At 72.2% G+C, this 13,404-nt stretch carries 11 protein-coding genes and 1 tRNA gene; 8 read left to right on the forward strand and 4 right to left on the reverse strand.

What is annotated here, in order from left to right:
- Window positions 1-37: 37 nt before the first annotated feature.
- Complete coding sequence (locus AB0M43_RS16325; RefSeq protein ID WP_363725288.1) at window positions 38-1,864, reverse strand: hypothetical protein; 1,827 nt, start codon at window positions 1,862-1,864, stop codon at window positions 38-40.
- A gap of 95 nt (window positions 1,865-1,959) precedes the next feature.
- Here AB0M43_RS16325 and AB0M43_RS16330 point away from each other — a divergent pair, with 95 nt between their 5' ends.
- Window positions 1,960-2,754, forward strand: a complete 795-nt coding sequence (locus AB0M43_RS16330; RefSeq protein WP_363725289.1) for a DUF4184 family protein — start codon at window positions 1,960-1,962, stop codon at window positions 2,752-2,754.
- Complete coding sequence (locus AB0M43_RS16335; RefSeq protein WP_363725291.1) at window positions 2,702-4,084, forward strand: class II fumarate hydratase; 1,383 nt, start codon at window positions 2,702-2,704, stop codon at window positions 4,082-4,084. Before AB0M43_RS16330 ends, AB0M43_RS16335 begins: the two co-directional genes overlap by 53 nt.
- A 242-nt stretch (window positions 4,085-4,326) precedes the next feature.
- Here AB0M43_RS16335 and AB0M43_RS16340 read toward each other — a convergent pair whose 3' ends face one another.
- Window positions 4,327-4,968, reverse strand: coding sequence for a helix-turn-helix domain-containing protein (locus AB0M43_RS16340; protein ID WP_363725293.1), 642 nt, complete (start codon window positions 4,966-4,968; stop codon window positions 4,327-4,329).
- A 91-nt stretch (window positions 4,969-5,059) separates the two neighbouring features.
- Between AB0M43_RS16340 and cysS the strand changes: the two genes are divergently transcribed.
- From cysS to AB0M43_RS16360, 4 genes are read left to right on the forward strand one after another with little or no spacing between them, the layout of a single operon-like run.
- Window positions 5,060-6,457, forward strand: a complete 1,398-nt coding sequence (gene cysS, locus AB0M43_RS16345; RefSeq protein WP_363725295.1) for a cysteine--tRNA ligase — start codon at window positions 5,060-5,062, stop codon at window positions 6,455-6,457.
- A gap of 2 nt (window positions 6,458-6,459) precedes the next feature.
- Window positions 6,460-7,581 carry a 23S rRNA (guanosine(2251)-2'-O)-methyltransferase RlmB gene (rlmB, locus tag AB0M43_RS16350; protein ID WP_363725296.1) on the forward strand — a complete coding sequence of 374 codons (1,122 nt, stop codon included), beginning with the start codon at window positions 6,460-6,462 and terminating at the stop codon, window positions 7,579-7,581.
- Window positions 7,582-7,628: 47 nt separating this feature from the next.
- Entirely contained in the window at window positions 7,629-8,945 is a 1,317-nt protein-coding gene (locus AB0M43_RS16355) for a PQQ-binding-like beta-propeller repeat protein (protein WP_363725298.1), read from the forward strand.
- Entirely contained in the window at window positions 8,932-10,221 is a 1,290-nt protein-coding gene (locus tag AB0M43_RS16360; protein ID WP_363725300.1) for a hypothetical protein, read from the forward strand. Before AB0M43_RS16355 ends, AB0M43_RS16360 begins: the two co-directional genes overlap by 14 nt.
- A gap of 81 nt (window positions 10,222-10,302) precedes the next feature.
- Here AB0M43_RS16360 and ugpC read toward each other — a convergent pair whose 3' ends face one another.
- Window positions 10,303-11,385: a sn-glycerol-3-phosphate ABC transporter ATP-binding protein UgpC gene (gene ugpC / locus AB0M43_RS16365; RefSeq protein WP_363725302.1), complete on the reverse strand. Its 1,083-nt coding sequence runs from the start codon at window positions 11,383-11,385 to the stop codon at window positions 10,303-10,305.
- A gap of 132 nt (window positions 11,386-11,517) precedes the next feature.
- Here ugpC and AB0M43_RS16370 point away from each other — a divergent pair.
- Window positions 11,518-11,590 (forward strand) — tRNA-Thr (locus AB0M43_RS16370).
- Between the two features lie 95 nt (window positions 11,591-11,685).
- Window positions 11,686-12,591: a GNAT family N-acetyltransferase gene (locus tag AB0M43_RS16375; protein WP_363725304.1), complete on the forward strand. Its 906-nt coding sequence runs from the start codon at window positions 11,686-11,688 to the stop codon at window positions 12,589-12,591.
- Here AB0M43_RS16375 and AB0M43_RS16380 read toward each other — a convergent pair.
- Window positions 12,588-13,370 (reverse strand): DUF4184 family protein, encoded by a 783-nt coding sequence (locus AB0M43_RS16380; RefSeq protein ID WP_363725306.1) that lies wholly within the window; start codon window positions 13,368-13,370, stop codon window positions 12,588-12,590. The genes AB0M43_RS16375 and AB0M43_RS16380 overlap by 4 nt on opposite strands.
- Window positions 13,371-13,404 lie beyond the last annotated feature (34 nt).

A 13,404-nucleotide genomic window follows, 5' to 3' on the forward strand; every position in this document is an offset into this window, starting at 1 on the left:
CCCGCCCCCCACTGGGAGGCGGGCCGTTCCACTGCCGCTAGTTCACGAGGAAGTAGTGGTAGTTGTCCGACGTGGTGGTGCCGTCGGCCAGCACGCCCCGGACACTCAGCCAGTGGTCGGAGCCGCCGGTCTCCGGGGTCCACGTGATGCTCGCCGTGCCGTCCGCGCCGGCCGGCACGGTCTCCTCGACGCCGAAGTCGAACGAGTAGACGTAGGAGACGACGCCGGGCTGCCGGGGCTGGAAGGTGAAGGTGCCGGTCACGCCCGCGCCACCGGAGGACACATCGGCCGGGTACTCGGCGGAGACCACCCGCGGACTGGTGTCCACGTGCAGGTTCGTCAGCGAGATCCCGGTCAGCCGGCCGTCCGCCCGCCGCGCCTGGACCCGGATCTCCAGGTACTCCGACTCGGGGACGATCGTGACGGCGGCCGTGTGGTCCGCGCCGGCCGGGACCGTGAGGTGCGGGCCCTCCCCGAGCCAGTAGGTGTACTCGACCACGTCGGCGGCCGTCGGGCGCAGGGTCAGCACCCGGGCCTCGCCGATCCCGCCGCCCGGGTTGCCGTCCGTGAAGTACGGCTGGTTGAAGGGGACGCCGAAGGTGTAGACCCGCTCCGGGGAACGGTTCCCGGCGCGGTCCACGCTCCACACGGACAGGGACTGCTGGCTGCCGATGTACGGGGTGAGCTGGTACGTCGCCTTGCCACCACGGTGGTCCGCCGCGACGTAGCCGCTACGACCGGACCGCTCGGCGTAGGCGAAGCCCGCGACGTCCTTGTCCCCGTTGGCGGAGAACACGAACGTGCCGGGCACGCCGATGCCGCCGTAGCCGGAGTCGTGCTCGATGTCCCGGTAGTCGTCGGAGGTCACGGACGGGGCCGTGGCCGGGGCGACCAGGTCGGTCGTGAACCGGCAGCCGCCGCTCCACGCGGACTCCCCGCCCGCCGCGTCGGTGGACCGCACGGCCACCGCGTACGTCGTGCCGCCGACGAGCCGGCCCGCAGGCATCCTGAGGGCGGCGAAGGCGCTGGTGAAGTCGCTGTAGCGGCCGCGGCCCTCCAGCTCGAAGCGCTGGCCGGGGGCGTCGACCGGCCACACGGCGAACACGACCTTCACGTCCCGGTCGTTGGCGTCGGGGTCGGAGAACCGCACCCGCAGTTCGGGCTCCGTCGTCCGGACGAACGGCTTGTCCTCGCCCTGGCAGGCCTTGCCCTCGACGCTGGCGTCCCACGGGGTGGCCGGCGCGGCGTTGGTCTGGACGGACAGGTGCAGTTGGGCGTCGTACCACTGGGTCAGCCGGGCGTCCTTCTCGACGCCCTTCGGCACCCGCAACTCGACCGTGAACGTGTCGGCCCCGCCCCGGACGGCCTTGCCCACGCCGTAGACCACGTCGGCGGCGACGTAGTCGGCGGGGCAGCCCGGGCGGGTGGCGAAGTCGATGACCTTCAGGCTGTTCAGCTCGGCCGGCTGGCGCGTCCAGGTCGGGGGCGCGTCCGGGGTCTGCGTCCAGCGGAACTCGGTCTGCCGGGGCGCGGAGCAGTCGTCGACCTTCGTGTGCCGGGTGAAGATCTGCGCCGTGCGGACGTCGAGGCCCTTGAGGGCCCGCACGTCGTAGGTGGCGAAGGCGCGGGCGGTGTGGGTCGTGCCGGCGCCGTCCTTCCAGGTGCCGACCGGGACGGCGCCGTCCACCGGCGGCAGGGTGCCGTCCGGCGAGGCCGAGTCCACGTATGACACGGAGGTGGGCACGAGCGTGTGCAGGGTGTTCGCGGTGGCACTGGTCCCCGTCGTGACGAGTGCGACACCGCTGGTGAGTGCGGCCAGGGCGGCGGCTGCCAGGAGCCGTCGCGGGGCGGAGAGGGTTGTCACCCGCAGAGGGTAGGGCCGCGCCGGGGCCGCCCGCTGCCCCGTTTCCGCGCGCCTCCTCCACCGGTTGTACGCATCTGGAGGCTACGGTCCGGTTCATGCCCCTGACGTTTCCGTCACACTCGGCCATCGTCGTGCCGCTGAAGCTCTGGCGGCCCCGCTGGTTCGACGGCGTGGCGCTGGTGCTCGGCTCGACGGCCCCGGACCTGCCCTACAGCGTGTTCGCGGTGCTGCCGGACACGCCTTCGGCGCACAACCTCTGGGGGGTACTCCTCTGGTGCCTCCCCGTCACCCTCCTCGGCTGCCGGCTGACCCGGTGGGCGGCCCCGGCGGTCGCGGCGTCCCTCCCGGGCTGGGGCCGCGACTACGCGGTCCTGGGCGGGGTGCGGCACCCCTGGTACGTGACGGTGTGCTCGGCCCTGCTCGGTGCCGGCAGCCACCTGTTCTGGGACGGCTTCACCCACGATCCGGCGGGGCACGGCTGGGCGACGGGGGTGCTGACGCCGCTGGGCACGGAGGTGGCCGGTACCCCGCTGTGGTGGTTCCTCCAGCAGGGTTCCACGGTGTTCGGCGCGCTCGCCGTGGCGGGGCTGGTGATCCTGGTCGGCCGGCGCGGCCTGCTCCGCCAGTGGCACGGTGAACCGCCGCAGGTAGAGGGGCGTCCCGGCCTCCTCTGGGGCGTCGCTGGCGGGGTGACGGCGCTGCTCGCGCTCGTGAGCTTCCTGCTGCCCGCCGCGTGGTTCACGGCCGTGATCGGGGTGCGCCTGCTGGAGTCGGCCGGGCTGGGCCTGTTGGCCGGTGCGTGGGCGGTCCGGGTGTTCCCGGGGCAGGATGGGACGTATGGAGTACCGCATCGAGCACGACACCATGGGCGAGGTCCGGGTTCCGGCTGAGGCGCTGTGGGGCGCGCAGACCCAGAGGGCGGTGGAGAACTTCCCGATCTCGGGGGTACGGGTCGACCCGGCGCACATCGCCGCCCTGGCCATGGTCAAGTCCGCGGCCGCCCGGTCCAACGCCGAGCTGCCGCCCGATCTGGCCAAGGCCATCGCGGAGGCCGCCGACGAGGTCGCGGCGGGCCGGCACCCGGAAGAGTTCCCGATCGACGTGTACCAGACCGGCTCGGGCACCTCGACCAACATGAACGTCAACGAGGTGATCGCGGCGCTGGCCACCGCCCGGCTCGGCCGGCCCGTGCACCCCAACGACCACGTGAACGCCGCCCAGTCGTCCAACGACGTGTTCCCGTCCGCGCTGCACATCGCGGCCACGGCGGCCGTGGTGCGCGATCTGGTGCCCGCGCTGGAGCACCTGGGCGCGGCCCTGACGGCGAAGTCCGCCGAGTGGCGCGACGTCGTCAAGGCCGGGCGTACGCACCTGATGGACGCGACGCCGGTGACCCTGGGCCAGGAGTTCGGCGGGTACGCGGCGCAGGTCCGGCACGGGGTCGAGCGGCTGTGGGGCACCCTGCCCCGGGTCGGCGAGCTGCCGCTGGGCGGGACGGCCGTCGGGACCGGCATCAACACCCCGGCCGGGTTCGCCGCCCGGGTGATCGCGCTGCTGGCCACCGAGACCGGGCTGCCGCTGACCGAGGCGCGGGACCACTTCGAGGCGCAGGGCGCGCGCGACGCCCTGGTCGAGCTGTCCGGGCAGCTGCGCACGATCGCGGTCGGCCTGTACAAGATCGCCAACGATGTGCGCTGGATGGGCTCCGGCCCGCGCGCCGGCCTCGGTGAGCTGCACATCCCCGACCTCCAGCCGGGTTCCTCGATCATGCCGGGCAAGGTGAACCCGGTGCTGTGCGAGGCGGTCCGCCAGGTCGCCGCGCAGGTGATCGGCAACGACGCGGCGATCGCGTTCTCCGGCTCGCAGGGCGACTTCGAACTCAACGTGATGCTCCCCGTGCTGTCCCGCAACCTGCTGGAGTCGATCCGGCTGCTGGCGAACGTGTCCCGGCTGTTCGCGGACGGCTGCGTGGCGGGGCTGACGGCGAACGAGGACCGGATGCGGGAGTACGCGGAGGGTTCGCCGTCGATCGTCACCCCGTTGAACCGCTATCTGGGGTACGCGGAGGGGGCGGCCGTCGCGAAGGAGGCGTTGGCCACCCGGCGGAGTATCCGGGAGGTCGTGATCGGGCGGGGGCACGTCGACCGGGGGACGTTGACGGAGGAGCAGTTGGACGCGGCGTTGGACCTGTTGGGGATGGCGCGGCCGCACGGGAGGTGAGTGGGGCGCGGACCACGGCGGGCCCGGGTGCCGTGTGTGCCCGGAGCCTCCCGGTAGGTGTGCGCGTCCCGGTCGGTGAGCTGCGTGGGTGCCGTGTGCGCCCGGGTTGCGGTGGGGTGGCCCTCGCAGGGGGCGTGACGGTGGGCGGGGCATGGCACCTCGCGGGGCCGGAGTGCGCCGGAAACCGATGCGTGCCGGGTCGGGCGCCTCTCGTAGCCCTCTGGTCGTGGCCCTTGTGCTTTTCAGGCCGCCGCGAGGGCTGCCGTGAGTTCGGTGGCGGCCTGGAGGACCAGCGGTCCGACGACAGCCCCGTCCAGGGGGCCCAGGGACACGACGCCGACGCTGGCCTCCAGGCCGGGTACGCCGAGCACGGGTGCCGCCAGGCCGTGCGCGCCCGGCTGGAGCTCGCCGACGGAGCCGACCCAGCCGGGCTGCCCGGGCCGGCCGCGCAGGATCGCCTTGCCGGCTGCGCCCTGGTCGAGCGGGTGCCGGGAGCCGGCCCGGTAGGCCACGTGGAACTGGGTCCAGCTCGGCTCTACCACGACCAGGGCGAGGGCCTCGCCGCCGTCGGCGACGGTCAGGTGCGCGGTGGCCCCGGCGGCCTCGGCGAGCCGGCGCAGGGGCGCCTGGGCCGCGTCGGCGACCAGGGGCTGGGCGCGGCGGGCGAGCTGGAGGACGCCCAGGCCGAGCCGGAGCCGGCCGGCGGGGTCGCGGCGGAGCAGGGCGTGCGCGGTGAGGGGGCCGACGAGGCGGTAGACGACCGCGCGGCCGACCTCCAGCTTCTCTGCGGCCTCGGTGATGGTCAGCCCGTCGGGCGTGTCCGCCACGATCTTGAGCAGGCGGAGGCCCCGGTCGAGGGTCTGGGCGGTCTCTGTACTCAACATCACTCCATCGTTCGGCCGGACCTGAGCCGCCTACGGTCTACCGCGCTGCTCACGTGCAGAGGATAAGCGCAGGCTCCGGTACCCTTTTGGGGTGACTCTCAGGCTGCATGACACCGCGACCCGCTCGGTGCGGGACTTTGTCCCGCGGGAACCCGGCAAGGTGGGGATCTACCTGTGTGGGATCACGGTTCAGGCAGGCCCGCACATCGGTCACATGCGTTCCGCGATCAACTACGACGTCCTCCGCCGCTGGCTGCTGCACCTCGGGTATGAGGTCCGGTTTGTCCGCAACATCACCGACATCGACGACAAGATCCTGGCCAAGGCCCTCGAAGCCGACGTGCCGTTCTGGCAGATCGCCTACGGCAACGAGCTCTTGGTCGGTCGGATGTATGACGCTCTCGGTGTGCTTCCCGCCACCGTGGAGCCCCGGGCCACCGGGCACATCCCCGAGATGTTCGCCCTCATCCAGAGCCTGATCGAGCGCGGGCACGCGTACGCGGCCGAGGGCAACGTCTACTTCGACGTGCGCTCCTGGGCGCCGTACGGCGAGCTGTCCGGGCAGCGCCCCGACGCGATGCTGCCCACCGAGAGCGGCGCGTCCGGCAAGCGTTCCCCGCTGGACTTCGCGCTGTGGAAGGGCGAGAAGCCGACCGAACCCGCCGACGCCTACTGGGACTCGCAGTGGGGCCGGGGCCGGCCCGGCTGGCACATCGAGTGCTCCGCCATGACCTGGCGCTACCTGGGCGAGGAGTTCGACATCCACGGCGGCGGGCTGGACATCCAGTTCCCGCACCACGAGAACGAGATCGCGCAGTCCAAGGCGGCCGGCTTCGGCTTCGCCCGGCACTGGGTGCACCACGCCATGCTCAACCTCGGCGGCGAGAAGATGTCCAAGTCCGTGGGCAACGTCCTGGACCTCGACGCGCTGATCGCCAAGGGCCTGCGCCCCATCGAGGTGCGGTACTACATCGCGTCCCCGCACTACCGCTCCGCGATCGAGTACTCGGACGAGGCGATCCAGGAGTCCGCGGTCGCGTTCCGCCGGATCGAGGGCTTCGTCACCCGCGCCACCGAACTGGTCGGCGAGGTCGAGCCGGGCGAGCTGGGCGCGGAGTTCGTCGCCGCGATGAACGACGACCTCAACACATCGAGGGCCCTCGCGGCCCTGCACGAGACCATCCGGCAGGGCAATTCGGCCCTCGCCGATGGCCACCACGGCGCCGCACGCCGGGCGCTGGCCAGTGTCCGGGCCATGCTCGGTATCCTGGGTATCGACCCATTGGATTCCCAGTGGCGAGTGGCCGGCAGCGACCAGCAGCTCAAGCCGGCAGTCGACTCTCTTGTCGCATTGGCGCTCGAGCAGCGCAACGCAGCCCGCGCCCGTAAGGACTTCCAGGCAGCAGACGCGGTCCGTGACCAGCTGAAGCGTGCCGGGATCATTGTCGAGGACACCCCGAACGGGCCTCGCTGGACGTTGGGGAGCTGACGATGGCAGGAAATTCACAGCGCAAGGGCGCGATTCAGCGCAAGGCGAAGAAGGGCGCCACGGGCGGTAGCGGCGGCAAGCGGGGCGCACAGACCCTCAAGCCGCGCGGCAAGACGCTGCCCGCCGAGGAGCGGCCCTGGCACAAGGGCTACTCGGGCACCGAGCAGGTCCCGAGCAAGACCGCGTGGAAGCAGCACAAGGAGAAGAAGGCCGCCGCCGTCGAGGGCCGCGCGCCCAAGGTCGGCCAGCCGGGCTCGGTCCAGACGACCCGCGGCGGCAAGGTCGCCCCGGGTACCAGGATCCGGCAGGCGTCCGGCCCGGCCCGTCCGGCGGGCCCCCGGGTCGCCCCCGGTCGGCGCGCCAACACGCCCCGGGAGGCCCCCGAGCTGCTCGTCGGACGTAATCCGGTCGTCGAGGCGCTCCGCGCGCACGTGCCGAGCACCGCGCTGTACATCGCGCAGGGCATCGACATCGACGAGCGGATCACGGAGATCGTCCGGTCCGCCGCCGACAAGGGCCTGGCGATCCTGGAGGTCACCCGGCGCGAACTCGACCGGATGACCGGCGGGGTGCTGCACCAGGGCGTGGGCCTCGCGGTGCCGCCGTACAACTACGAGGCCCTCGAGGACCTGCTGGGCGCCGCCCGGGACGCCGTGACCGCGCCCCTGCTCGTGGCGCTCGACGGCGTCACCGACCCCCGCAACCTGGGTGCGATCGTCCGGTCGGCCGCCGCGTTCGGCGCGCAGGGCGTGATCGTGCCCGAGCGTCGGGCCGCCGGGATGACCGCCACCGCGTGGCGCACCTCGGCCGGTGCGGCGGCGCGGCTGCCGATCGCCCAGGTGACCAACCTCACCCGGACGCTGAAGGCCTGCCAGGAGGCCGGCTACATGGTCGTCGGGCTCGACGCCGACGGCGACGTGTCCCTGCACGACCTCGAAGCCGCCGTCGACCCGATCGTGATCGTGATCGGCTCCGAGGGCCGTGGTCTGTCCCGGTTGGTCGGCGAATCCTGCGATCTGCTGGTCAACATTCCGATGGCCGGCCAGGTCGAGTCGCTGAACGCCTCGGTGGCCGCCGCCGTCACGCTGTCGGAGATCGCCCGCCGCCGGGCGCTGGACATCTAGTCGAAGGACTGCGCGACCATGGCCCCGGGAGGTAGTCTCCCGGGGCCATGAACGTCATCGACCTCGGCGAGATCACCGAAGAACCCGCCCCCGAACCGCCCCGCCGTCCCCTGGACCTGGGTTGGGTGCGGCGCGTGCCGGCGGGTCTGCTGATGGCGGCCGTCATCGGTGTCGGGTGCGTCGCGGCGGCCGGCCCGGATCCGGGCGCGCCCCGCCAGATCCTCACAGCCGTCGACGGGTACGCGGCCGAGAGCCCGCCCGCCCTCGACGGCGACACCCTGTACGCGGCGACGGCCACCCAGCTCACCCGGTACGACCTGCGGCACGGCGGCCGGGTCGTCTACCGCGTGCCCGTCAGCCACGCCCTCGCGCCGAGCGCCCTGCGGGTGGTCGACGGGATGCTGCTGGCGACGGTCCGGGCCTCGTCGGGGCCGGGCAGCGACGCGACCACGGTGGCGTACGACCCGGGGACGGGAACGCAGCGGTGGGACCACCCGGGCATCGTGTCGCACGTGTTGCCGGACGGCCGGGTCCTGTTCGACACGGGTGCGGCGGTGGACCTGGCCACGGGTCGCGAGCTGTGGAGGGACTCGGGGCCCTTCGTGCTCGGGCCCGACGGGGCGCCGGTGCTCCCGCTGCGGACGATCCAGGTCGTGCCGCGGAGCGAGTCCACGGGCACGTCGACCGTGGTCTCGGAACACCTGCGCCTGTGGGAACCGGAATCGGGCCGGGAGCTGGCCACGCGGGTCCTCTATTCCTACTCCGTCCGGCGTGAGTCCGGCGACACCGGCGGCTTCGAGGTGTTCGACACACTGCCCGTGTTCGTCGTCCCGGGTGGCGTCCTGTTGGACGAAAAGACCGCCCTGGTCGGTATCGACCCGGCGACCCTGAAGGAACGGTGGCGGTCGCCGACCCCGCTGCGGTTGTTCGCCCCGAGCCTCTGCGGCCGGCTGGTCTGCCTGGACAGCCCGACGGGGATGTCGTACGCCCCGGTGACGGCCGTCGATCCGGAGACCGGGACGGCGCGTTGGCAGAACACGTTCTCGGGCGCGGTGACGACGGACGGGAGCTACCGGCGGCTGGGCTCGAACGCGCTGGTGCTCGCCCCGGACGGCACGGTTCTCGAGAAGCTGACCGGGTGGCGGGTGCTCGACGCCGACCGCCGGTTCCCGGACCGGATCCCGCTGGTCCGCGACGCCGACGCCGGCGGCTACTGGCTGGGTGTCCTGGACGGCCCGACCGGCCGGGTCCGGTTGGTGCTGCCGCTGCCGACGTCCCCGGCGAGCTGTGCCGGGAACGATCGCCACCTGGCGTGTGTCGACACCGGGGGTCGTCTGGGAGCCTGGTCGTATGGGGTTCATTGATCTGGGTGAGTTGACCGGCGGGGAGTCGGAGCCGGCGTCGGCCGGGCCGCCGTGGGAGAGGTGGCGGCGCCGGGTCCAGGTGCTCGGCCTGGTCGCGGTCACGCTGTTGACGTGCGGGGCGGTGGAGACGGCCCGGGTACCCCCCTTGGTCGAGGTCTTCTCGGTGTCCTCGCCCTCGCACGGCCGCAGCGACCAGCAACTCCTGATCGACGGCGACGACCTCTTCCGGGTGTACCGCGAGGGCGCGACCACCTGGCTGGCCAGCTACGACCTGACCCGCGGGGGCCGTCGGCACTGGCAGGTCCCGGTCGACAGCAGCGCGGTGGGCTCGTTGGTGCTCTACGGCCAGCGGCTGTTCCTGCAACGGTTCCCGGAGGGCCAGCCGACGGACGACGGCGCGCTGCTGACCCCGGTGGCGATGGCCTTCGACAAGGGGACCGGCGCGTCCGCGTGGTCGGCGGAGGGCTTCCCGTTCGCGCGGCTCGGCGAGGACAAGCTGCTGTTCAGCCGGGGCAGCGACCTGGTGGGGGTGGACGTGGCCACCGGGCGGGAGCTGTGGAAGCGTTCGCCGGGCGAGGGCGGGGCGGCGCTGGTCGGCGGCGAGACCCCGGTCGCGCCGTGGCGGATGGCGTTCGCGGAGGGCACGATGCTGCGGATCGTCGACCTGGAGTCGGGCCGGGTGCTCCGGAGCCGCGACCTCGGCCCGGACCAGGGCGCGGTGAACCGGTTCGGCGGCCTGTTCGCCACGGCGACGGCGCTGGTGCTGCGCCAGGGCTCGTCGTACACGACGTATGACCCGGAGACGTTGGAGCAGTTGTGGACGACGTCGGCCCCGGAGTCCGAGTGGGCCATGCCGTGCGGGAAGCTGCTGTGCCAGATGTCCGGCCCGGAGGTGGTGGCCGTGGACGTCGTGACGGGGCGTACCCGGTGGACCTCGCGGACGGATGGCCTGTACCTGGTCGGCGCCGGGGTGAACGGGGCGATGCTGGGCACCGCGCGGGGGACCGGGATCCGGATGGTCGACGCCGCCACCGGTGAGGAGCTGCTGAACCTGGGCCGGTGGACGCCGCTGCCCGGCCACGACGGTTCGGTGGACCGGTTCGCGCTGAGCGGCATCTTCGAGGGCGTCGACTGGGTGGGGTTCGCCGAGGTCGGGTCCCGGAAGATCCGGCCGTTGGCGAAGCTTCCGGGCGCCGGGGACGAGAAGTGCGTGGCCAGCGACAAGTACCTGGTGTGCACGCTTATTACCGAAAAGCTAACAGCCTGGACTTTTTAGGGCAGAATTACTCGTACCCAGGTAATTCCCAACGGGGGGCGTTCCACGGCCGTGGAACGCCCCCCGTTCTGCTGGGTACTACTACGCGATCCGCAGCCCCGACGCGGCGTCGAACACGTGGTGGTGCGCGCCACGCGGCTTCACGTGCACGATGTCGCCGAGGCGCGGGGCGTTGCGGCCGTCGGTCCGGACCGTGAACCGCTCCTGGGCGCCGTTGACGTCCGCGTGCCCGTACACGTACGCGTCGGAGCCGAGCTCCTCCACCAGGTCCACGATGACCTGCAGGCCACCGTCGCCCGCGCCGACCAGGTCGGTGTCCTCCGGCCGGAAGCCGATGGTCACCTTGCCGTTGTCGACCTTCGAGACCTGCTCCCGGCTCAGCGGGATGAACATCGAGCCGAACTGGCCACCGTCGGCGGTCAGCTGCACCGTCTTGATGTTCATGGCCGGCGAGCCGATGAAGCCGGCGACGAACACGTTCGCCGGCGCGTCGTACAGGTTGCGCGGCGTGTCCACCTGCTGGAGGACGCCGTCGAGCATGACCGCGACCCGGTGACCCATGGTCATGGCCTCGACCTGGTCGTGCGTCACGTACACCGTGGTGATGTCGAGCTTCTTCTGCAACGCGGCGATCTGCGAACGGGTCTGCACCCGGAGCTTGGCGTCGAGGTTCGACAGCGGCTCATCCATGAGGAAGACCTGCGGCTCGCGGACGATGGCCCGGCCCATGGCGACCCGCTGGCGCTGACCGCCGGAGAGGGCCTTGGGCTTGCGGTCCAGGTACTCCTCCAGCTGGAGCAGCACCGCCGCCTCCTTGACCCGCCGCTGGATCTCGTCCTTGGAGGTCTTGCGGAGCTTGAGCGCGAACGCCATGTTCTCGTACACCGTCATGTGCGGGTACAGCGCGTAGTTCTGGAAGACCATCGCGATGTCGCGGGACTTCGGGGCGAGGTGGGTGACCTCGCGCTCGTCGATGAAGATGCCGCCCTTGTCGACGTCCTCCAGGCCGGCGAGCATCCGCAGGCTGGTCGACTTGCCGCAACCCGAGGGGCCCACGAGGACCAGGAACTCGCCGTCCCCGATCTCGAGGTTCAGGGAGTCGACGGCGGGTCGGGGGGTGCCCGGATAGATCCGAGTAGCGGACCTGTAACTGACTGTAGCCATGCTGCGACTAACCTTCCTTCCACCGGCAGGAACGTGCCGGACGATCCGAGTGAAAGAGCAGTGCCCGACCACCATAGGCGCGGGGGAGATCGCTTGCCAACAGCTGACGGTATGATCCTCTGCAGCCGGTAGGCCGCTATGGCGCAATTGGTAGCGCACCCCACTTGTAATGGGAAGGTTTCGGGTTCGAGTCCCGATAGCGGCTCAAATCACCCATTTGGGTACGTTATTCGACACGCGCGGCCGTGGCTCCCGTCAATTCGGGTGCGACCGGGCTGGCGCCACGGGCAGGATCCCCGCATGCGCACTCCCCTCGTACTGCCCGCCGGCTACCGGGCCCGGCCCGCGACCCTTGCCGATGTTCCCGCGATCGGTGGCCTGCTCGGGGCCTGTGAGCATGCGTTGCTCGGCCGGGCAGAAACCGATCTCGACGCCGTCGCGGCCCCCTTCGCCCGGCCCGGATTCGACCCGGAGCTCGACACGTCGATGGTTTTTGACCCGGCGGACGTCCTGGTCGCCCGGGCCTGGGTGAAGAAGCGCTGCGAAGTCGACGTGCACCCCCGGCACCGGGGACGCGGGCTCGGTGGCGCGCTGCTCGACTGGGTCGAGGCACGGGCGCGCCGCGACGGCACCCCGCAGCTCACCCAGACGGTGCCGGACGAGGACGAGGCCGCTGTCGCGCTGCTGCGGTCACGCGGATTCGAGCCGATCGTCGTGAACTGGCGGCTGGAGATCGCCCTGCCCACCGAGCCCGAGGTGCCCGAACCGCCGCCGGGGATCACTGTCCGGCCGTTCCGGGCCGGCGACGGACCCGCCGCCCACCAGTTGCTCGAGGACGCGTTCCAGGAGTGGGGGCAGCGGCGCAGGTCATATACGGAATGGGCGGCGCTCACCGTCGGCCGGACCTCGTTCGCGCCGGACGTGTCGCCGGTGGCGTTCGCGGGCGACCAGATGATCGGCGCCGTACTGGCGCTGGACGTGCCCGGCACGACCGAGGGCTACATCGAGCGGCTGGCGGTCCGCCATGACCACCGGGGCCGGGGTGTCGCCCGCCTGCTGCTGCGGGACACCTTCCGTGGCTTCTTCCAGCGCGGCCGACTCGGCTGCACACTGTGGACACACTCCCGGACCGGCGCGCTGGCCCTGTACGAACGGGTCGGCATGAGTGTCGGGCGCAGCACGACCGCGTACGCCAAAATCCTCTAGCCGGCCGGGTGGTCCTGAGGCTGTCGGTCGAGGCGCCGCGACCCCGCGACCCGTACCGCCACCACGCCGGCCAGCGCCCCGAGGACCGCCGACAGGATCCAGCGCACGCCGACCACAGCCAGCGAGGGCCAGCCGGGAAGGAGCACGGACACGATCGCGAGTAGCCCGGTCACCGCGCAGGCGACGCCCCAGAACACGCCGGTCCGGGCGGCGCCGGGCCCCGGCCACAGGTCGGTCGGCCGGAGCGGGCCGTGCCAGCGCAGCAGCAGGCTCCGCCGACCGATCAGCACCGCGCACCACGCCACCGCGATCCCGCCCACCGCCGTGGACCCCAGGTGCGCGTAGGTATGCACCGGCACCCCGAACGGCCCCGCCAGGCTCAACCACTCGAACCGCACCCGGCCCTGGTCGAGCGACCGGTGCGTGACCATGTCCCAGAGCCGGTGACTGAGCGCGCCGACGTACGCCGACGACGCCGTCACCCACCAGCGGTGCCGCACCCGGCCCAGTACCCCGTAGTGCCGCCCCCAGCCGGGCAGGTGCGCGGCGACGACCGGCGCGGCCCGGCGCAGCACGAGGCTGCCCAGCACGGTCGCCGGCACGCAGAACCAGACCAGCGACCACCAGAGGTGCGCCCGCACGGTCACCCACGGCTCGAACGCGAACGGCAGGTCCGGTACCGCCGAGCCGACGACGAGCGCGACGCCGTCGAACCAGCGGGGCCGCCAGATTTTCAGCGGTACGACGGCTGCGGCGTGCGACGGGAACGTCAGGGGCATGGGCCGGACCGTAGCCGGCTGATGTGGGCGGGGT

Source organism: Longispora sp. NPDC051575, from assembly GCF_040681875.1.
GTDB lineage: Bacteria > Actinomycetota > Actinomycetes > Mycobacteriales > Micromonosporaceae > Longispora.